The 19,565-nt window shown below is 64.6% G+C and carries 19 protein-coding genes; 12 read left to right on the forward strand and 7 right to left on the reverse strand.

The window, feature by feature from the left end; genetic code table 11:
- Positions 1-244: 244 nt before the first annotated feature.
- The 3 genes from G6N81_RS12135 to G6N81_RS12145 form a co-directional block, all read right to left on the reverse strand.
- Positions 245-520: a protease inhibitor I9 family protein gene (locus G6N81_RS12135; protein WP_241244987.1), complete on the reverse strand. Its 276-nt coding sequence runs from the start codon at positions 518-520 to the stop codon at positions 245-247.
- A 94-nt stretch (positions 521-614) separates the two neighbouring features.
- Entirely contained in the window at positions 615-779 is a 165-nt protein-coding gene (locus G6N81_RS12140) for a hypothetical protein (protein ID WP_165137400.1), read from the reverse strand.
- 40 nt (positions 780-819) lie between these two features.
- On the reverse strand, positions 820-1,419 hold the full coding sequence (locus G6N81_RS12145) for a TetR/AcrR family transcriptional regulator (RefSeq protein WP_165137403.1): 600 nt from the start codon (positions 1,417-1,419) through the stop codon (positions 820-822).
- Between the two features lie 88 nt (positions 1,420-1,507).
- Between G6N81_RS12145 and G6N81_RS12150 the strand changes: the two genes are divergently transcribed.
- The 9 genes from G6N81_RS12150 (at position 1,508) to G6N81_RS12190 (ending at position 10,939) form a co-directional block, all read left to right on the forward strand.
- Entirely contained in the window at positions 1,508-3,136 is a 1,629-nt protein-coding gene (locus G6N81_RS12150; RefSeq protein ID WP_165137406.1) for an ATP-binding cassette domain-containing protein, read from the forward strand.
- Positions 3,133-4,776 carry an amino acid ABC transporter ATP-binding/permease protein gene (locus tag G6N81_RS12155; RefSeq protein WP_165137409.1) on the forward strand — a complete coding sequence of 548 codons (1,644 nt, stop codon included), beginning with the start codon at positions 3,133-3,135 and terminating at the stop codon, positions 4,774-4,776. Before G6N81_RS12150 ends, G6N81_RS12155 begins: the two co-directional genes overlap by 4 nt.
- A gap of 12 nt (positions 4,777-4,788) precedes the next feature.
- Positions 4,789-5,760 (forward strand): cell division ATP-binding protein FtsE, encoded by a 972-nt coding sequence (gene ftsE / locus G6N81_RS12160; protein WP_165137412.1) that lies wholly within the window; start codon positions 4,789-4,791, stop codon positions 5,758-5,760.
- On the forward strand, positions 5,757-6,668 hold the full coding sequence (gene ftsX / locus G6N81_RS12165; protein WP_165137415.1) for a permease-like cell division protein FtsX: 912 nt from the start codon (positions 5,757-5,759) through the stop codon (positions 6,666-6,668). The genes ftsE and ftsX overlap by 4 nt, the downstream gene beginning before the upstream one ends.
- Positions 6,669-6,710: 42 nt before the next feature.
- Entirely contained in the window at positions 6,711-7,187 is a 477-nt protein-coding gene (gene smpB, locus G6N81_RS12170; protein ID WP_165137418.1) for an SsrA-binding protein SmpB, read from the forward strand.
- A 56-nt stretch (positions 7,188-7,243) separates the two neighbouring features.
- Complete coding sequence (locus G6N81_RS12175; RefSeq protein ID WP_165137421.1) at positions 7,244-7,714, forward strand: prepilin peptidase; 471 nt, start codon at positions 7,244-7,246, stop codon at positions 7,712-7,714.
- 27 nt (positions 7,715-7,741) lie between these two features.
- Positions 7,742-8,776 carry a YihY/virulence factor BrkB family protein gene (locus G6N81_RS12180; protein ID WP_165137424.1) on the forward strand — a complete coding sequence of 345 codons (1,035 nt, stop codon included), beginning with the start codon at positions 7,742-7,744 and terminating at the stop codon, positions 8,774-8,776.
- 9 nt (positions 8,777-8,785) lie between these two features.
- Positions 8,786-9,397, forward strand: coding sequence for a CYTH domain-containing protein (locus G6N81_RS12185; RefSeq protein ID WP_165137427.1), 612 nt, complete (start codon positions 8,786-8,788; stop codon positions 9,395-9,397).
- Between the two features lie 123 nt (positions 9,398-9,520).
- On the forward strand, positions 9,521-10,939 hold the full coding sequence (locus tag G6N81_RS12190) for a sugar porter family MFS transporter (RefSeq protein ID WP_165137430.1): 1,419 nt from the start codon (positions 9,521-9,523) through the stop codon (positions 10,937-10,939).
- A gap of 7 nt (positions 10,940-10,946) precedes the next feature.
- Here G6N81_RS12190 and G6N81_RS12195 read toward each other — a convergent pair whose 3' ends face one another.
- The 3 genes from G6N81_RS12195 to G6N81_RS12205 form a co-directional block, all read right to left on the reverse strand.
- Positions 10,947-11,489 (reverse strand): MerR family transcriptional regulator, encoded by a 543-nt coding sequence (locus tag G6N81_RS12195; protein WP_165137433.1) that lies wholly within the window; start codon positions 11,487-11,489, stop codon positions 10,947-10,949.
- A 178-nt stretch (positions 11,490-11,667) separates the two neighbouring features.
- On the reverse strand, positions 11,668-12,354 hold the full coding sequence (gene ftsR, locus G6N81_RS12200; RefSeq protein WP_165137436.1) for a transcriptional regulator FtsR: 687 nt from the start codon (positions 12,352-12,354) through the stop codon (positions 11,668-11,670).
- The gene (locus G6N81_RS12205) at positions 12,354-12,797 is read right to left on the reverse strand and encodes an FHA domain-containing protein (RefSeq protein ID WP_165137937.1); all 444 of its coding nucleotides are present in this window, start codon (positions 12,795-12,797) and stop codon (positions 12,354-12,356) included. The genes ftsR and G6N81_RS12205 overlap by 1 nt, the downstream gene beginning before the upstream one ends.
- Positions 12,798-12,991: 194 nt before the next feature.
- On the opposite strand from G6N81_RS12205, the gene G6N81_RS12210 reads away from it, so the two are divergent.
- Positions 12,992-13,729 carry a copper resistance CopC family protein gene (locus G6N81_RS12210; RefSeq protein WP_165137439.1) on the forward strand — a complete coding sequence of 246 codons (738 nt, stop codon included), beginning with the start codon at positions 12,992-12,994 and terminating at the stop codon, positions 13,727-13,729.
- 41 nt (positions 13,730-13,770) lie between these two features.
- Positions 13,771-15,168 (forward strand): dihydrolipoyl dehydrogenase, encoded by a 1,398-nt coding sequence (lpdA, locus tag G6N81_RS12215; protein ID WP_165137442.1) that lies wholly within the window; start codon positions 13,771-13,773, stop codon positions 15,166-15,168.
- Between the two features lie 65 nt (positions 15,169-15,233).
- Here lpdA and G6N81_RS12220 read toward each other — a convergent pair whose 3' ends face one another.
- Positions 15,234-16,049: a ParA family protein gene (locus tag G6N81_RS12220; RefSeq protein WP_165137445.1), complete on the reverse strand. Its 816-nt coding sequence runs from the start codon at positions 16,047-16,049 to the stop codon at positions 15,234-15,236.
- An 84-nt stretch (positions 16,050-16,133) separates the two neighbouring features.
- On the opposite strand from G6N81_RS12220, the gene G6N81_RS12225 reads away from it, so the two are divergent.
- Positions 16,134-19,541 carry a pyruvate carboxylase gene (locus G6N81_RS12225; RefSeq protein ID WP_165137448.1) on the forward strand — a complete coding sequence of 1,136 codons (3,408 nt, stop codon included), beginning with the start codon at positions 16,134-16,136 and terminating at the stop codon, positions 19,539-19,541.
- Positions 19,542-19,565: the final 24 nt, after the last annotated feature.

Below are 19,565 nucleotides of genomic sequence, written 5' to 3' on the forward strand. Positions count from 1 at the left end.
CGGATCAACGTGTCCTGCGCCCTGGGCGAAGGGATCGGTGAAGGGGTTCCCCGCGCCATCGAGCGTGTTGTAGGACGTGGTCATCAGAGCCGATTTGATATCGCCCGGTGCCATGTTCGGGTGCTCACCGAGATAGAGCGCACCGAGCCCTGCGACATGTCGCCGCGCGAGCTCTCTTGCCCTTGTTGTGTCCCTTTGCCTTGCCGTTACTGGGTTTCGACGAGGTGGTCTTCACGGGCTCGGTTCAGAGCGGTTCCCCTGCGAACGAGGGGTGGTCAGGGGCGATTCCGGTGTCGATAATGCCAACGACGATTCGCTCGCCGGCGGCCTCGATGCCACCGAGCTGGTCCCAGACGCCTCCGGTGCCCGTGGCATCGTCGCCAAGGCCGATGAAGTCGGTTCCCGTTTGTGCCGTCGGCTTGTGCAGTTCATCGGGCACAACCGTGAGAACGGCGTCGTTGGCACGGAGTTCGGAGACCTGTTTGGCCGTCAGCTCGGCGCTGAAACCGTTGACGGTCACGCCGTATTCGTGCGTTGGCTCAATGCCGTTGTCCCGGGCGATCTTGCGTTGTTCGTTGCGGAGGTGCGCGAGGTAGGCGCGAGAGGTTCGTCCGTCAGAAGAACCACATAGCGGCCGTCTTCTGCGGGAGAAGTGAGGGGCGCGGGGGAGGGGGCGTCACCCCCTCTCCTGTGCTGGCGAGGCTGGGTGTCGCTGCCGTAACGACGAGCGCGGTGGCGAGAGTGGCCGCCGCTGCCGTTCGGAGAGCGGATCTGATCATGTGATCTCTCCGAAACCTCCCCGAAACAATCTCGGGATGATCATAGGCTGTGCTCCGGCCACCAGACCGGCATGTTCTCCAGAATCGCGCGTGCGAAGGAATCAGCATCCGTCTCTTCCGACAACGCCCACGACTCGATGGCGCTCACCAGCCCGCCAGCGATAAACGCGGCCGCGACCTCGGCGTGCGCGGGGGCCGCAAGGTTCGCTCTGCGCAATGTGTCGATCGCCACGGAAACGCGACCGACGTAGTACTCGCGCAGACGGCGGCGGAAACCGATGGAAACCGACGACTCGAACAGAGCACGAATCGCGTCGCGCTCGCGCATCACCCGGACGAGAATCGCGACCATCGTCTCGTGGTAAACCCGCACAACGCCCTGCGCTGTGAGGTCACTGTCGGCGTCGACGGCACTCACCTGGTCAATCATCTCCGCGTACACATCGGCAGCGAGGTCACCAACGGTTGCATAGTGGCCGTAGAACGTCGTTCGGTGAACTCCTGCTTCCCGGCACAGCTCGGCCACACCAATCTCACCGAGTGCCGCCGTGGGAAGAAGGCGGTGCAGAGCTTCCTGAAGACGCTGCCTGCTTCGCATCGCGCGGGGATCGTCAGACACGAGGGGCTCGGAGGTCGTCATGGCGTCAGTCTGCCGCACATCGCAGACGAGTGTCGACCGGAATGTTACGTACGGACCAGAACTGCCGGCAGGGGAGAATGGACGCCTGATGTTCTTCCGCACGCTACGCGACCTCCCGGGTTCCGGCTGGGGTGTCGTGACCCTCGCCGTCGTCCGCTCCGCAGCGCTCGCGTGCGCCGCGCTCCTCACCGGAAGAGGAATTGACCTCATCGCGCAGAGTGCCCCTGCCGGCGTGACGTGGGCCCTCGCTGCGGGTCTCCTCCTCGTCGCGGCTCTCGCGGCGGGCGCGGAGGCATACATACCGCCGGCGGCGCAGGGACGGGAAGAAGCACGGTGGCGTCAACGCGTCGCACGGAAAGGTTTCGCCGAGCCGATCGACAGCGCGGTGCCGGCCGGAACGGTTGTGGCACGGGCCGGAGAAGAGGTCGAGCGCTTTGCGCACTATCGCACGGCGTTTCTCGGTCCGCTCGTCGCGGCTTTCGTCGTCCCCGTTGTCGTCCTGCTCATCATCGGAGCGGCGATATCCGCTGGTCTGGCCGTGGGACTCGCCGTCTGCACCGCAGTGATTCCGCCGATGGTGGCCTGGTTCTTCGCCCGGTTCCGAGCCTCGAGCGGCCGATACCGCATGCTGTCCGGCCGTCTCACGGCGACGTTCCTCGAGTCCATGCGAGTGCGCCACACGGTGCGGGCGCTCGGCGCCGTCCCCTCTCGCCGGGAACGGCTGGCGAAACAGGCCGAGGCGGTACGGCAGGAAGTCATGCGCCTCTTGCGCCGCAATCAGCTGGTGATTCTGGCCACCGATGCGCTTTTCGGCATCGTCGTTCTCGCCGTGCTGGGGACATTTGCCGTGGCAGGAACAGCGGCAGGGTGGCTGACGCCCGGAGCGGCCGTGTCCCTTCTTCTTCTCTCTGGACTGCTGCGGGAGCCGGTCGACCGGCTCGGCCGCTCGTTCTACGTCGGCCTCGCGGGACGAGCTGCCGGAGACCGCGTCATGGCGTTTCTCGAGGACCCTGCCCGGGATGATCTCCCGGCCGACGCGCCGGAGGAGATGCGCGGTGGCGTCACGATCACGCTTGACGATGTTCATGTGCGTCGGGGGGAAGCCCTCCCCGTACGCGGGGTCAACCTGACGATTCCCGAACGTGGACTGCTCGCGATCGTCGGCCGCTCGGGCGCGGGAAAGTCCTCGCTCGCCATGGCCATAGCGGGACTCATCGCGGCCGACGGCATCCTGCTCGGCGGCGAACCCGCCTCTGCCCACCAGCTTCGGCGCGCCGTTTCCACTGTTCCGCAACGTGTCGTCTTCTTCAGAGGAACCGTTCGTGAGAACTTGCACCTCGCGGCCCCGGACGCGGGAGACGAGACTCTTCACGCCGCGCTCCGCCGCGCGGGTTTCTCTCGCGGCGGCCACGAACTGCCTCACGGGCTCGACACACGCGTTGGGGAGGGCGCCAGCGGTGTCTCCGGCGGACAGGCGCAGCGGATCAGCATCGCCCGGGTCCTGCTCACCGGAAGCCCCGTGATTGTCGCCGATGAGCCCACCGCGAATCTCGACCCCGTGACATCCCTCCTCGTTCTCGACACCCTCCGTGATCTCGCCCGAGACCACGCTGTCGTGATGATCTCCCACCGGCCGGACGAGGCGGCCCGCGCCGATCGCATCGTGACGCTTGCTGAGGGCCGCGTTGCGCAGATCACGGAAGGGCGGCCCGCATGATTCGCGCTCTCGTCGGCATCGCCCGGCCCGCGTGGCCGTGGCTCGCGGGATCGCTGATCGCGCGCGTGCTGAATCTCCTCATCGGGGTCGCATTGCTCGTGATCCCCTGGCTGGCGGTCTCCCATCCCTCGCCCCACCTCGTCGCGACGGCGCTGGTCCTCATCGCGCTTGCGGCGGCGAAGGGAGCGTTTCGGTACCTCGAGCACTATCTCGGCCACAGAGCAGCGTTCGATCTCATCGCCGATATGCGGCTGCGTTTCTTCGATGCCGTTGCGCCGCTGACGCCCGCGGACGAGAGCGCGGAGTCCGGTGAGCTCACGGCCATCGCCACTCGCGACATCGACAGGGTCGAAGTGTTCTTCGCCCATACGATCGTGCCGGCGGCGGCAGCCGTTATCGTCCCCGGCAGTGTCGTCATCAGCATTGCCATGACAACGGGCGAAGGGCCGGCTCTCATCGCAGCGGGCGCATACATCGTCGGGGCGGTCGTTGTTCCGCTCGTCGGCGCACGCACAGCGACGAAAGCATCGCACGATGCCGTTTTGGCACGCTCGCGGATCGCTCGTCATCTTGCGGAAGACCAGGCAGGTCTCGCAGAAATCCGGAGCATGGGCGCCGAGGAGACTCGGCTTCGCGGACTGGGCCGCGAAGAGGATGTTGTGACGCAATCCCTGCGAGCCGGCGCCCGCGTCCAGGCCCCTCGCGCCGCAATCGATCTCGCCTGGCCCCTCGCCGCGGCCATCGCGATTATTGCGGTCGCTCGTCCGGACAACCTTGTCGCGCATGTTGGCGCCGCGCTTGCCGTGATTGGTTCCGCGCCCGCCGCCTCCGCGACCGCTGCTTTCGCCCGCACCCTTCCGGACGCACTTGGTTCGGCGCGACGCTACCTCGATGTCCTGCGCCGTGAGCCTTCTGTGGTCGATACGCGTCAACCGCTAGCGCTTCCGAACGGCCCCCTCGGCGTGGCGGCAGCGGACCTCGGTCACGCATTCTCCGGGGAACGCGTCGTGGACGGCATCAGCTTTAACGTTCCCGCCGGCGGACGCCTCGCGATCGTCGGTGAATCGGGAAGCGGAAAATCGACGCTCGTGAGCTTTCTTGTTCGTGCGCGCGACCCCGACGAGGGAACCATCGTGCTCACGGGTGCGCAGGGAAGCGTCGATACGCGCCAGATCTCCCTTGCTGATCTCCGCGCCGCCATCGCCGTCGTCGAACAGCGTCCCGTGCTGATCGCGGGAACTGTTCTCGACAATCTCCGCCTGGGAAACTCACGCCTCACCGAGGACGAGGCCTGGCGCTCCCTGGAAGATGCAGCGCTCGCCGACGACGTTCGCGCACATCCCGACGGTCTCCGCGCGAAGCTCTCCGAGGATGCGCTCTCCCTGTCCGGTGGGCAACGTCAGCGGCTCAGCCTCGCTCGCGCCCTCGCCCGTTCTCCGCGGGTCCTCGTCCTTGACGAGGCCACAAGCCATCAGGACCCCGCGACGCAGGCGGCGGTTCGTCGAGCGATTGCGGCGCGGCGCGACATGACAGTGATCGTGATTGCGCACAGGGACGACGCGATCGCCGGAATTGAACACGTCCTGAGGATGGCGCCGGTCCGCCGTGTCGATCCGCTGAGCAGCGAGACGCGCGCGTAATCTCGTGGGGTCATGATCCGGTTCGAGAACGTCACCAAGCGGTATCGCGGTACGAAGCGCCCCGCCCTCGACAGCGTAGATTTCGAGGTCGCGCGAGGCGAGTTCGTCTTCCTTGTCGGCGCCTCAGGCTCCGGCAAGTCCTCCTGCCTGCGGCTCATGCTGCGCGAGGGTGTCCCGTCAACGGGGCGTGTCCTCGTTCTCGGCAGGGACACCCGAAGCCTCAGCGACCGCCGCACACCCTATTTTCGCCGCAGCATCGGCTCGGTTTTCCAAGATTTCCGGTTGCTTCCTTCGAAGACTGTTGCGCAGAACATCGCGTTCGCGCTACAGGTCATCGGTCGCCCGCGTGCCGTCGTTCGATCGGCGGTCCCCGAGGCTCTCGAACGCGTTGGTCTCGCGGACAAGGGCAAGCGGTTCCCTCACGAACTTTCCGGTGGTGAACAGCAGCGTGTTGCGATCGCTCGTGCGATCGTCAATAGGCCGCAGGTGCTTCTTGCCGACGAGCCGACCGGTAACCTCGACCCCGGCACGTCCGTCGAGATCATGCGTCTGCTCGAGAGCATCAACGCTGCGGGAACCACGGTGGTGATGGCGACGCACGAGGCCGGTTTCGTCGACAAAATGCAGCGCCGAGTGATTCAGCTCGTCGATGGCAAGCTCGTCCGCGACGAACGACACGGATCCTATGGCGACACCTCGGTTGTGCAGACGTTGAAGCCCGAGGCCGTCAAGGGCGCATCGGCGATCGCCGCGCTCACCGCCGCACTCCAGGTTCAGCGCGAGGTCGAGGGTGAGCAACTGGAAAGGCTCGCCCCCGAGGCCGTGCGCGCCAGCGCACAGGACAATGAGCCGGTCGAGGACGCCGCAGAAGCCGACGCTGAGACATCGTCCATTCCGCGCCACGACGTCGACGTCAACGAGCTCGGAATGGCCGATCGCCTTGGCCTTTCCGGCCGCGACGATGAAGTGGGGCCGACCTCGTGAACGTGCCACTCATCCTTTCGGAGGCATTCCAAGGCCTTCGTCGCAACGCATCGATGGTCGTCTCCGTCATCCTGGTGACGTTCGTCTCTCTCACCTTCGTCGGTGCCGCGATTCTCATGCAGGCACAGGTCGCGAAGACCAACGCTTACTTTGAAGACCGCGCACAGGTGGACATCTACATGTGCTCGTCGATTTCGGATGGCGAAACCTGCACGGAGGGGATCGCCAGTGATGAGCAGATATCCGGCGTGCAGGACGAACTCGACGGATCGACGCTCGCGCCGCTCATCGAAAGCGTCGACTTCGAATCGCAGGAGGAAGCGTATGACTCGCTCCTCGAGACGTTCGACGAGTCGATCGCCGGACTTCTCACGGTCGAGCAGACGAGCGCGATCTTCCACGTGAACCTCATCAACCCCGAGCACACGGCAGTGATCCGCGAGGCGTTCAGCGGTGTGCAGGGCGTTGAAGAGGTGGCGGACCAGCTCGCCTACCTGGACCCGTTGTTCGCCACGCTGACGATTGCCACGTATATTGCGGTGGGCATCGCTGCGCTGATGCTGATCTCGGCCGTTTTGCTGACCGCGACAACAATCCGCTTGTCGGCGTATGCGCGGCGCCGTGAAGTGGGCATTATGCGACTTGTTGGTGCCTCGAACAGCACCATCCAAACTCCCTTTGTTCTCGAGGGCGTCCTTGCCGCACTCCTCGGAGCAACCCTGGCGAGCGCCGCGATTATCGCCGGCGTGCGTTTCGGGGTGCAGGAGTACCTGGCGCGTGAGGCCGGTGCGATCCCCTGGATCGGAGTTGCCGAGGCATGGGTTGTTGTTCCCATCATCATTCTGTTCGGCGTTGTTCTCGCGGCGCTCTCCGCTGGCTTCGCGATTCGTCGGTGGTTGCGCGCCTGATAGGCTGAAGGGCTGTCCGACAACGCATCAGGAGGTGCGCGCATGGCCCGAGAAAAGGGCGAAAAAGTCATCGCGCTCAATCGTCGTGCGCGCCACGAGTACACGATTGAGAAGACGTACGAGGCCGGTCTTGTTTTGACAGGAACCGAGGTCAAGTCGTTGCGCGCTGGCCACGCAAACCTCACGGATGGCTACGCGTACATCGATCGCGGCGAGGCCTGGCTCGACCAGGTGTCGATTCCGCAGTACTCCCAGGGCACCTGGAACAATCACGCCGCCAAGCGCCAGCGAAAACTGCTGCTGCACAAGGACGAGATCGTCAAACTGGGGCAAAAGGCTGCCGCGGGCGGGTACACGCTGGTCCCTCTGAAGCTGTACTTCGTCGATGGCCGTGCCAAGGTCGAGATTGGCCTCGCCAAGGGTAAGACGCTGTACGACAAGCGTCAGACCCTGCGAGAGCGTCAAGATAAGCGCGAGGCCGACCGGGCCATGCGGACGCGCAACCGCGTGGGGGAGTAGGCGGCGTTATTCACAGGCTTTTCTGCCACCTCCCGTGTGGCGCCTAGCCTGATGGCGTGCTGCCAGCCGACGTTTTTCTCCTGATAACGCAGACCACGTTTTTCTGCGTGTCAGCGCGGCTGATCTATGTCGATGTGATGGAGCACCGCCTCCCCAACATCATGGTTCTGCCTCTCACCGCGGGGGTGGTGATCGCCCTCCTGATTCTGTCGCTGGCAACGGCGGACCTTGGGGCATTGGTCCGTTCCGTCGCGGGCGGCATCGCGTTGGGCGGCTTCTACCTTCTCCTACGTGCCGGGTCGCGAGGTGCACTCGGCGGCGGCGACGTCAAGCTCGCGATTCCCCTCGGCCTGTTGCTCGCGTGGGACGGGTGGGCGGCGCTTGTCGTCGGTGCCGGGCTTGCGTTCGTCCTGGGGGGAATCGCGTCGGTCGTGCTTCTTCTGGCGCGGCTGGCAACGCGCGGGACGCATATCGCATTCGGACCCTGGATGCTCATCGGCGCGTGCCTCGGGCTTGCGCTGACATGACGCCGCGATTCCGATAGCGTTGACCGCATGTCGAAGGCAGTCGGCGGTATTCAGACGCTCATCACTCGCGTGCTGCGCTTGCGCATCGTCCGAGCGGCGCTGATGTTCAGCGACCACCGTGGTGGTCTTCTCGCCGCGGCCGTGACGTTCCGCGCGCTCTTCGCGGTGTTCGCCGCGGTTCTGCTGGGATTCTCCGCTGCGTCTCTGTGGCTGTCACGGCGCAGCGATCTGTGGGATGCGTTGATCGAGATGGTTAATTCGGTGATCCCGGGCCTCGTTGGCGACCGCGAGAGCGGTGCCCTCATCGACATTGAGGACGCTGATCTGATGTCGGCGGGCGTCGGGCTGGCCGGTGTCGCGTCCATTCTTGCGCTGGTCTGGGCACTCGTCAGTGCCGTTGGCAATCTGCGCATGTCGGTGCGATCGATCGCCGGCACTCGGCATGAGAGCGGCTCGGCTCTTCTCTTGCGCGTGCGCGATCTCTTGTTTGCGCTGTCGATCGGCGTTCTTCTCATCGTGTCAGCCGTTCTGTCCGTTCTCGGCTCGACGTTCATCGATACCCTGTTGGACGCGTTCGGCTGGACGGGCGGCCGGGCAACAACCGTGTTCACCTGGCTCGGCACGGTTCTGATCATCTTCGTTCTGGACGCGGTGATCGTCGGGTGGCTGTTTTGGCTTCTCTCCGGAGTGAAGGCGCCGTTGAGCCATATCCTGCCCGGAGCGCTCGTCGGCGCCGCGGGGCTCGTGGTGTTGCAACAGGCGTCGAGTCTTTTCGTCGGCGGGGCCACCAGCAATCCGCTCCTCGCCGGTTTCGCATCGCTGATTGCGCTGTTGCTGTGGTTCAACCTCTCCGCGCAGGTCATCCTGATCGCGTGTGCGTACATTGTCGTGACGCATGAAGAAACCAGTGATCGAGTTGGCGAGCGGTATGGCGCCGATACCTTCAAACAGCGCGCGGTGCGCACAGCGCAGCGCAACCTGCGTGTTGCCGAGGACGAGCTTCTCGCGGCGCGTGATGCCGAGCGGGAAGAGCGCACGAAAATGCGAGAGAACGCGCGGTAGATTCGTCGCATGGCTTCTGCGATCAGCTCCCGTGAGATCGAGCGTAAGTTCGACGTAGCCCCCGGCACTCCGGTGCCCGACTGGACGGGTGTCCCCGGCGTTCACACGGTGTCACCGGGGGACGAGCGTCACCTCGACGCCCTGTACCTCGACACAGAAGACCTGGCGCTGGGGCGGCGCGGTGTGGCCGTGCGGCGTCGCACGGGCGGGCCCGACGCAGGGTGGCACATTAAGGGGCCGCTGATCGACGGTGGGCGCGTCGAAATGCAGTGGCCGCTCACGCTCACAGACGACGTGCCGCAGGACGTGCGCGATGCGCTCGCAACGTGGACGGACAGCACCGAGTTCACACCGCTCGCGAAGATCGTCAACGATCGTACGGCCTACGAACTGCGCGACAGCGCCGGTGGCGTTGTCGCCGAGTTCGCCGCCGATCGCGTTTCTACCGTGGACCTTCGACGGGGCGTTGAACGCGCATGGTGCGAATGGGAAATGGAACTTGGCCCCGCAGCCCCTGACGATATTGAGGCATTTTTCGCCGCTGTCGCGGAACGGGCGATCGCGGCGGGCGCGACGGCTCCGTCAAGCGCCTCGAAACTCGCTCGCGCACTCGGCCTGTGAGCCGATTCACGGGCTGTCCCGCGTTATTCTGGACGACGGCTTGACGGACCATGTCAACCACGAAATGCTCGTTCCACGGCGCGAAGGAGCGCCGGTTCGATCGCGACTCAGAGCGGACTTCGCATGACTAATTACAAGATTCCCGGCGCCTCGGCTGCGACGCCGCCGATGTCACGCGTCGTGTTCATCGCCGCTGCTGCGGCGATGGGTGGCTTTCTGTTCGGCTTCGATACCGCCGTGATCAACGGCGCGGTCGGCGCCGTTGGCGAATGGAGCGGAGCGGGCCCGGTTCTGCTGGGATTCTCTGTCGCGGGGGCCTTGCTCGCATGCGCGTTCGGCGCGTGGTTCGCCGGCCCCATTTCGGCGCGCTTCGGGCGCGTTCGTGTGATGCAGGTCGCCGCCATCGTGTTCCTCATCTCGGCAATCGGCTCCGGCCTGGCCTGGGACATCACATCGCTGACCGTGTTCCGCTTCATCGGAGGATTCGGCGTTGGCGCGGCCAGTGTGATCGCGCCGGCCTATATCGCGGAGGTGTCCCCGTCACACGTTCGCGGACGGCTCGGTTCCCTGCAGCAGCTGGCCATCGTCATCGGAATTTTCGTATCCCTCCTCAGCAACTACATGCTGGCGCAGGCGGCGGGCGGCGCGGGAAGCACGCTGTGGCTGGGGCTGGAGGCGTGGCGCTGGATGTTCATCGTCGAGGCCGTTCCCGCGATCATCTACGGCATTCTCGCGTCGGTGATCCCCGAGTCGCCGCGCTACCTCGTCAGTAAGAACCGCACGGTTGAGGCCGAAGCGGTCCTCGGACGATATGTCGGCGGCACACCGACAGAGATCGTGAAGACCATTCAGTCCTCGCTCGACTTCGAGGCCACGCAGTCGATTCGGGTTATTCGCGGCCCGCGCTTCGGGCTGGCACCGATCGTGTGGATCGGCATCGCCCTGTCGTTGTTCCAGCAGCTCGTCGGAATCAACGTGATCTTCTACTACTCGACGATGCTCTGGGAAGCGGTCGGGTTCGATGAATCGAACGCGCTGCTCACCGGCGTGATCACCTCGGTTGTGAACATCGCCACGACGATCGTTGCCATTCTTCTTGTCGACCGCATCGGCCGTCGCCCACTGTTGCTGATCGGTTCCATCGGGATGCTTCTGACCTTGGCGACGATGGCGTTTGTTTTCGGTACGGCTCCCACAACGATGATTGACGGGGCGACACAGCCCGTTCTCACCGGTGCCGCGGGAATCGTCGCGGTTGTTGCCGCAAACCTCTACGTCGTGTTCTTCGGGATGAGCTGGGGCCCCGTTGTCTGGGTACTGCTCGGGGAGATGTTCAACAACCGGATTCGTGCCTACGCGATCTCGGTGGCCGCGGCCGCTCAGTGGGTGGCCAACTTCGCGGTGTCCTTGACGTTCCCCAGCCTGGCCCAGGCGGGGCTGGGGCTCGCCTACGGTCTCTACGCCGCGATGGCAGCGCTGTCGCTGCTGTTCGTCATCAAGTTCGTCAAAGAGACGAAGGGCCGCGAGCTCGAGTCGATGTAGAGCGGCTCTACGCCGTCTTCTTGCGGCGGTGGGCCGCGAGCTCATCGACAGGGTCGGGCGATGTCGCGTCGAACTCAATCAGACGCGACTCCACTTCGCGCAGCACCTTGCCGACCGCGATGCCGAAAACACCCTGGCCACGACTGACGAGATCAATGACCTCGTCATCAGATGTGCAGAGGTAGACAGAGGCACCGTCGCTCATCAGCGTTGTGCTGGCGAGATCTCGGATGCCGGATGCGTGCAACTGCTCAACGGCAATGCGAATCTGCTGCAGCGAGATGCCGGTGTCGAGCAACCGCTTGACGAGTTTGAGGACGAGGATGTCGCGGAAGCCATAGAGACGCTGCGATCCCGAGCCCTTTGCGTCGCGCACGGTGGGGACAACAAGCTCGGTGCGCGCCCAATAGTCGAGCTGACGGTAGGTGATGCCGACAGCCTTGGCGGCGATCGCACCGCGATAGCCCTTGTCGGGATCCATCTGGGGCAGACCATCCGTGAAGAGAAGGTCGACGGTGAGACCGTTTTCGTGGGGGGTACCCGCGCTCATGATCGTCCTTCCTTCCGGGTCATCCCCACATTACGACCGTTCGTGCGCCGGGAGGGAGACATCCGCCGATCGTCTGGCGGCGTGTCGGTCAAGCGTTATCTTCCGTGACCGTATGTACGGAGGGTTCGAATCTCGCGCGGGAGGAAATCGGAACGGGGGCGCGAATCGCCCGCCGAGATCACTCCGGAAGGACGCGGACGAGGGCCTGTCGAACGAACAGCGACCGAACCTCGTCGAGACGGTCTGCCAGCTGCGGGCCGAGCTCGCTCGCACGGGCGCGCGAGCGCGTGTCAGAACGGCTTAGCAGGGATGACAGCGCTGCTTCGATCAGAGCGACCTCGCGCTCGGCGCTTTGGCGCATTGCGCGAACGTGCCGCGGGTCGATGCCGTGACGATCAAGCGCAACGAGAGAGCGCATGAGCGCAACAGTGTCGTCGTCGTATGTCTCGGCGGGGGAGATAAGACCGAGGCTGAACGCATCGTTGAGGAGTTGCGGGGGCGCACCGGCTGCTTCGAGCAGTGCGGCGCGCGAGTAAGTTCTCGCCGTCGGGTGGATCGATTCCGGCACATCGGGCTGCCGCGGGGCGTCACCCGACGGGGCGCCGTCGAGGTGTTCGCGGATAACGCTGAGCGGCAAATAGTGGTCGCGCTGCAGGGTGAGCGCGAGACGAAGCCGTTCAACATCCCCCGGTGAAAACTTGCGGTATCCGGATGACGTGCGCTGCGGAGAGACGATTCCCTGCACTTCGAGAAAACGGAGTTTGCTCGACGTCAGGGCAGGGAATTCTCCCGACAGCTTCGAGAGGACCTGGCCGATCGAGAGGAGCGGCGCGGCAGCCCCGCTTTCCGCGGCCGCCGCCGGCATCAGTCGGTGGCCCCGGGAAGGTCGCGCGGGGAGCTGAAGAAGACGACGCGGAACTTTCCGATACGCACCTCGTCACCGTTGCGCAGCGTTGCGCGATCAACACGCTCACCGCTGACATACGTGCCGTTGAGCGAGCGTTGATCGACGATCTCGAATCCGACGCGGCCCCTGGTCACTTCAGCGTGACGGCGCGAGACGGTGACATCGTCGAAGAAGATGTCGGCCTCGGGGTGGCGGCCCACGGACGTTGTATCCGAATCCAGCAGGTAGCGCGCACCCGCGTTAGGGCCAGAGCGCACGAGCAACAGGGCGGCTCCGGAAGGAAGCGCGGCGATGGCGTCGAGCTCAGGCTGACTGAGGTCGCCCGAGAAGGGGATGAACGACAGGTCCGAGTCTTGCCCGAACGTCTGCGTGTGATCGCCAGATCCGTCGTGCCCGGCCACGCTGGGGACACGCCGTGTTGCGGCGGCCGTGGGTACATACTGCTCGTCAGACACGCGCGCTCCTTTCGTTCCGGCAAGCCTAACGGATCTGCAACGTTTCTTGCTCCGTATGTCCGTCTCTCATGCGGTTTTTCGCAGCCCGGGCGTGGCGAGTTTCGGGGAGCCCAGAGCGCATTCCGCGTACTGTGGCGGGTGTGATCGAACGCGACCGTCCCGCCCGTGTCCCCGTCCGTCGAGCCGCCGCGGTTGCCATCGCGGCCCTGTGCGCCGCCGCTCTTGGTCCGATGCTGGTGGCATCGCCCGCGGCCGCACACTCCGAACTCATCATGACGTCGCCGGACACCGACGGCACCGTCACCCATCTGCCAGACGAGGTCTCGTTGACGTTCAGCGAGGATCTCGTTCCGCCCGCCAGCCCCGGCGACGGAACAACCGAGATCGTCGTTTACGACGCCTCCTGCGAGGACGCGGGGCTGCTCGTTGCTGATCCCGGACGCGCAGACATGCGAGACTGCCACGACTATTCGGACGGCTTTGCCGTTGTCGCCGGCCCGACCGTGACGCAGGCACTCGATGCCTCTGCCGCGCCCGCCGGTGTGTACACCGTTGTGTGGCGCGTTCTGTACAACGACGGCCACGTCGGAAGCCAGATGTTCACCTTCGAGGCAGAAGAAGCGACCGCACCGACTCCCGTGCCGACGGAAGGCGTCATCGCGCCCACCGCGGACCCTGCCCCCACGGAGATTCCCGACGAGGAGCGTGAGCAGACTCCGTCCGCCACGCCGAGCGTCGACGCGGAGGCGGACCATGATTCCGATGCGGATCAGGGCGGGCTCTCGACGGGCGCGATCATCGCCGTTGTGGCCGGTGTCGTGGTCCTCGGGCTGCTGATTGCGATTGTCACCATGATTCTGCGCGCGCGCAGAAGCTGATCACGGGGAACTGTGTGCCACGGGGACAGTAGGCTGGGCACATGGCTCATTACGACGTCGTCATTCTCGGCGCGGGCCCCGGCGGTTACGTCGCGGCCGTTCGCAGCGCCCAGCTCGGACTCAAGACAGCGATCATCGAAGAGAAGTACTGGGGCGGTGTCTGCCTGAACGTTGGCTGCATCCCGTCGAAGTCGCTTCTCAAGAACGCGGAGATCGCCCACACATTCACGCACAAGGCCGACTTCTTCGGCATCTCTGGCGAAGTCTCCTTCGACTATGGCAAGGCGTTCGACCGCAGCCGCAAGGTCGCCGAGACGCACGTCAAGGGCATCCACTATTTGATGAAGAAGAACGGCGTCGACGAGTACAACGGCCGCGGAACCTTCGTCGATGCGAAGACGATCGACGTCGCACAGAGCGATGGTCAGACCGCGCGGGTCACCGCCGATAACGTGATCATCTCCACCGGCTCCACCGTGCGTCTGCTGCCGGGCGTCACGCTCAGCGACAACGTGGTCACGTACGAGAGCCAGATCCTCACGCGGGAGCTGCCCTCGTCGATCGTGATCGTTGGCGCCGGTGCTATCGGCATGGAGTTCGCGTATGTGCTGTCGAACTACGGCGTGAAGGTGACGATCGTCGAGTTCGCCGATCGTGTTCTTCCCAACGAAGATGCCGATGTGTCCAAGGAGATCGCGAAGCAGTACAAGAAGTACGGCATCGAGATCCTCACATCGACCGGCGTTCAGCAGGTGCAGGACAACGGCTCGAGCGTGCACGTGACCTACAAGAAGAAGGACGGTTCTGAGGGCGCGATCGACGCCGACAAGGTGCTGATGTCCGTTGGCTTCGCCCCCAACGTCGATGGCTATGGCCTCGACAAGACCGGTGTCGCCATGACAGACCGCGGCGCCATCGCGATCGACGACTACATGCGCACAAACGTCGACGGCGTATACGCGATCGGTGACGTCACCGCCAAGCTGCAGCTCGCCCATGTTGCTGAGGCCCAGGCCGTTGTCGCGGCAGAAACGATTGCTGGCGCCGAAACGATGACGCTTGGCGACTACCGCAACATGCCGCGTGCCACCTTCTGTTCGCCGCAGGTCGCCAGCTTCGGCCTCACGGAAGAGCAGGCAAAGGCCGAGGGCCACGAGATCAAGGTCGCGAAGTTCCCCTTCTCGGCTAACGGCAAGGCCAACGGCCTCGGCGAGCCCATCGGCTTCGTCAAGCTGATCGCCGATGCGGAACATCTCGAGCTGCTCGGTGGACACATGGTGGGCCCCGATGTTTCCGAGCTTCTGCCCGAGCTGACGCTTGCTCAGAAGTGGGACCTCACTGCCGAGGAAGCGGCGCGGAACGTGCACACGCACCCCACGCTGTCCGAGGCGCTGCAGGAGGCCTTCCACGGTCTCGCCGGTCACATGATCAACATGTAACCCATCACTTCACAGAAAAGCGGCCCCGATCGAAAGATCGGGGCCGCTTTTCTGTGAGGCGAAAACTACGCCGTTTGCGGGCCGTTTTTCGGCACGACAACGTGTCCTGCTTCGACGATGCGGTCGAGAAGCTCGTCGAAGTCGCTTGCCAGCTCTTGTGCCGACTCACCCGGCCACACGTGAAGCGGTTTGGCGGCGCCCTGCGCCTGCTGCAGCGAGGTGCGCTCCGGCAGCTGTGGCTCGAGAACGAGCGGACCGAACATGTCGCGCAGTTCCTTGATGCGGAACTGGTGCTCGACCGACTGCGGACGCACGCGGTTGACGACGATTCCGAGGGGCTGCAAGCGAGAGGAAAGACCCCGGCGGATTTCTTCAATCGCGCGCAGGGCACGGTCTGCGGCGGCGACCGAGAACAGGCCGGGCTCGGTGATGACGGCGACACGGTCGCTGGCTGCCCATGCTGTTCGCGTCAAGGCGTTGAGCGAGGGCGCACAGTCGATGAGGACGAGGTCGTATTCGTCCTCGATAATCGCGAGTGCCTCTTCGAGCTTCCAGACATCGCGAACCGACGGATGTGGGCCGTCGTAGTTGATGGCGGACGGGCTCCCGAGCAGAACGTCGATGGTGCCGGGATGCACTTTCGTCCACCCGCTTGAGGCGATCGCCTGGCGGACAGTCTTCTCCTTCGGGTTTTCGAGGACATCCGCGATGTTGAGTCGTCCCGCGGTCTGTACATCGAGGCCCGTCGAGACATCGGACTGTGGGTCCAGGTCGACGACAAGCGTGCGGATGCCTCGGGCGAAGGCCGCAGAGGCGAGGCCCAGGGTCACCGTCGTTTTACCGACGCCGCCCTTAAGAGAACTGACGCTGAGTACGTGCACATGCACAACGCTACCGTCATCTATGCTGAGTGCCGTCCCGGACCGCCGAGAGTCTTCGGCAGAATCTCTTCTTAGAGGAGGCGCATGTTCTCGAAAGTGCTCGTCGCAAACCGCGGAGAGATCGCGATTCGTGCTTTCCGTGCGGCCTATGAGCTCGGCGCGAAGACGGTGGCTGTTTACCCCGTTGAGGATAAAAACTCGTTGCACCGCCTGAAGGCCGACGAGGCCTACCAGATCGGAACGCCGGGTCAGCCGGTTCGGGCCTACCTCGATATCGACGAGATCGTTCGCGTCGCGGTGGACTCCGGAGCCGATGCGATTTACCCGGGATATGGCTTCCTGTCGGAAAACCCTGAGCTTGCCGCGAAGGCGGCCGCGAACGGAATCGCCTTCATCGGACCGCCATCACACGTTCTCGAGATGGCCGGAAACAAGGTCACGGCGAAGAACCACGCGATCGCCGCAGGTGTCCCGGTTTTGCGCTCGACGCAGGCGACCGATGATGTCGCCTCGCTTGTCGCGCAGGCCGATGATATTGGCTTCCCCCTGTTCGCAAAGGCCGTTGCGGGCGGCGGCGGGCGCGGCATGCGCCGCGTTGATGCGCCCGAGGCGCTCGTCCCTGCGCTCGAAGAGGCGATGCGTGAGGCGGGCAGCGCGTTCGGCGATTCCCGGATGTTCTTGGAACAGGCGGTCTTGCGCCCTCGGCACATCGAGGTGCAGATCCTTGCCGACTCCCACGGGTCGACGATCCACCTGTACGAACGAGACTGCTCCGTTCAGCGTCGTCACCAGAAGGTTGTCGAGTTGGCACCGGCGCCCAACCTCGACCCGGCTATTGCCGCAGATTTGCACCGGCACGCCGTCGCTTTCGCCGAGTCCATCGGTTACCAGAACGCGGGCACGGTCGAGTTCCTCCTCGAGACCTCCGGGCCGCGAGCCGGTGAGGTCGTCTTCATCGAGATGAACCCCCGCATCCAGGTGGAGCACACCGTGACCGAAGAGGTCACGGACGTCGACCTCGTGCAGTCTCAGATGCGTATTGCCTCGGGTGAGTCGCTCGCCGAACTTGGCCTCTCCCAGGACACGATTGTTCTGCACGGACAGGCGATGCAAACCCGCATCACATCCGAGGATCCGTCTCAGGGGTTCCGGCCGGATACCGGACGAATTACGACCTACCGCTCGCCCGGTGGGGCGGGTATTCGTATCGATGGTGGGACCACCGCCGCCGGATCGCAGGTGTCGCCGCACTTCGACTCGATGCTGGCCAAGTTGACGGTGCGCGGTCGCGACTATCCGTCTGCCGTGGCGAGAGCGCGTCGAGCGCTTGCGGAGTTCCGTATCCGCGGTGTCGCAACGAACATTCCGTTCCTCAAGTCCGTTCTCGATGACCCCTCGTTTATCGCTGGAGACCTGTCGACATCGTTCATCGACGAGCGCCCCGAGCTTCTGCGCGGCCGTGCCTCGAAAGACCGTGGAACGAAGATCCTCAAGTGGATGGCCGAAACCACGGTGAACAAGCCCTACGGTGATCGTCCGGCGGGAGCCGATCCCCGAGAGAAGCTGCCTGTCTATGACAGCAGCCTGCCCGTGCCGGAGGGGAGTCGCCAGAGGCTTCGCGAGCTCGGTCCCGAGGGATTCGCGCGGGCGCTTCGCCAGCAGACCGCCCTCGCGGTGACAGACACGACCTTTCGGGATGCGCACCAGTCGCTTCTCGCAACCCGCGTCCGCACGCGCGACCTCCTCGAAGTTGCTCCGGTCGTTGCGCGAACCACTCCTCAGCTCCTCAGCGTGGAGGCATGGGGAGGGGCGACATACGACGTTGCGCTGCGCTTCCTCGGCGAAGACCCGTGGGAGCGTCTGACGCGCCTCCGCGAAGAACTTCCCAACGTTGCGATCCAAATGCTGCTACGCGGCCGGAATACGGTGGGCTATACCCCGTACCCCACAGAGGTGACAACAGCGTTCGTTCGCGAAGCCGCGGACGCGGGCATTGACATCTTCCGCATCTTCGACGCTCTGAACGATGTTGAGCAGATGCGTCCGGCGATCGACGCTGTTCGGGAAACCGGAACCGCGGTCGCGGAGGTGGCGATGTGCTACACCGGCGATCTGATGAACCCCGACGAAGATCTGTACACGCTTGAGTACTATCTCGGCCTCGCAGAAGACATCGTCTCCGCTGGCGCGCATATTCTCGCGATCAAGGACATGGCGGGCCTGTTGCGTCCCGCTGCGGCGACCAGGCTCGTCACGGCGCTGCGGGATCGCTTCGATCTGCCCGTTCACGTGCACACACACGACACGGCAGGCGGCCAGCTCGCCACCCTTCTCGCTGCCAGCGAGGCCGGGGCAGACGCGGTTGACGTTGCCAGCTCGGCAATGGCGGGAACAACCAGTCAGCCCCCGATGTCGGCCCTCGTGGCAGCTTTGGCGCACACAGAACGCGATACCGGACTCGATCTGCAGGCTGTTGCCGACCTTGAGCCCTATTGGGAGGCTGTCCGCCGCGTTTACCGACCGTTCGAGTCGGGACTGTCTGGGCCGACGGGCCGGGTCTACACGCACGAGATTCCGGGCGGGCAGCTGTCGAACCTTCGCCAGCAGGCGATCGCCCTCGGTCTGGCAGATCACTTCGAGAAAATCGAAGACATGTATGCGGAGGCAAACCGCATGCTCGGACGCATCCCCAAGGTCACGCCGTCCTCGAAGGTCGTCGGTGATCTCGCGCTTCACCTTGTCGCCGCAGGCGCCGACCCCCACGAATTTGAGCAGAACCCCGAGAAGTTTGACGTTCCAGACTCGGTCGTCGGTTTCATGGCCGGCGAACTCGGAGAACTTCCCGGAGGGTGGCCGGAGCCGTTCCGGTCGAAGGTGCTCGCTGGGCGCTCGGTTCAGCGCGGCGTCACGGCGCTGACAGAGGAAGATGAAGCCGCATTGCGCGGTGATTCGGCGACGTGTCGGCAGGCGCTGAACCGCTTGTTGTTCCCGCAGCCCACCGCGGCTTTCGAAGAGCACCGTCGGATTTACGGCGATCTTTCCGGGGTCGCCACCCTCGACTATCTGTATGGACTCGAACACGGCCGCGAGGCGGCCATCGAGCTGGAGAAGGGCGTCGAACTTTTCATCGGTCTCGAATCGATCGGCGACGTCGACGACAGGGGCACCCGGTCGGTCATGGCTACTCTCAATGGGCAGCTCCGTCCCATCGAAGCCCGAGACCTGTCCGTCGACGTGGAAGTCCACGAAGCGGAGAAGGCCGATCGCAGCAATCCCGGTCATGTGTCTGCGCCGTTCTCAGGCGTGGTCACGCTCAAGGTCCAGCCGGGCGACACGGTTGAAGCCGGTTCTCCCATCGCCTCCATCGAGGCGATGAAGATGGAAGCGGCGATTAACGCGACGCTGTCCGGCACCGTCGAACGTGTCGCGATCGCCTCTACGCAACAGGTGGAAGCAGGAGACCTGTTGGTAGCAATCAGCGCGTCCGAGTAATCTTTCCCGGGCGGGATGGACCCG

The sequence above is a fragment of the Microbacterium amylolyticum genome, from assembly GCF_011046975.1.
Taxonomy (GTDB): Bacteria; Actinomycetota; Actinomycetes; order Actinomycetales; family Microbacteriaceae; genus Microbacterium; species Microbacterium amylolyticum.

Coding starts and splice junctions, on each gene's coding strand:
- G6N81_RS12140 (WP_165137400.1), bottom strand. CDS start 779: ATGATCAGATCCGCTCTCCGAACGGCAGCGGCGGCCACTCTCGCCACC.
- G6N81_RS12145 (WP_165137403.1), bottom strand. CDS start 1,419: ATGACGACCTCCGAGCCCCTCGTGTCTGACGATCCCCGCGCGATGCGA.
- G6N81_RS12150 (WP_165137406.1), top strand. CDS start 1,508: ATGTTCTTCCGCACGCTACGCGACCTCCCGGGTTCCGGCTGGGGTGTC.
- G6N81_RS12155 (WP_165137409.1), top strand. CDS start 3,133: ATGATTCGCGCTCTCGTCGGCATCGCCCGGCCCGCGTGGCCGTGGCTC.
- ftsE (WP_165137412.1), top strand. CDS start 4,789: ATGATCCGGTTCGAGAACGTCACCAAGCGGTATCGCGGTACGAAGCGC.
- smpB (WP_165137418.1), top strand. CDS start 6,711: ATGGCCCGAGAAAAGGGCGAAAAAGTCATCGCGCTCAATCGTCGTGCG.
- G6N81_RS12180 (WP_165137424.1), top strand. CDS start 7,742: ATGTCGAAGGCAGTCGGCGGTATTCAGACGCTCATCACTCGCGTGCTG.
- G6N81_RS12185 (WP_165137427.1), top strand. CDS start 8,786: ATGGCTTCTGCGATCAGCTCCCGTGAGATCGAGCGTAAGTTCGACGTA.
- G6N81_RS12190 (WP_165137430.1), top strand. CDS start 9,521: ATGACTAATTACAAGATTCCCGGCGCCTCGGCTGCGACGCCGCCGATG.
- G6N81_RS12195 (WP_165137433.1), bottom strand. CDS start 11,489: ATGAGCGCGGGTACCCCCCACGAAAACGGTCTCACCGTCGACCTTCTC.
- ftsR (WP_165137436.1), bottom strand. CDS start 12,354: ATGCCGGCGGCGGCCGCGGAAAGCGGGGCTGCCGCGCCGCTCCTCTCG.
- lpdA (WP_165137442.1), top strand. CDS start 13,771: ATGGCTCATTACGACGTCGTCATTCTCGGCGCGGGCCCCGGCGGTTAC.
- G6N81_RS12225 (WP_165137448.1), top strand. CDS start 16,134: ATGTTCTCGAAAGTGCTCGTCGCAAACCGCGGAGAGATCGCGATTCGT.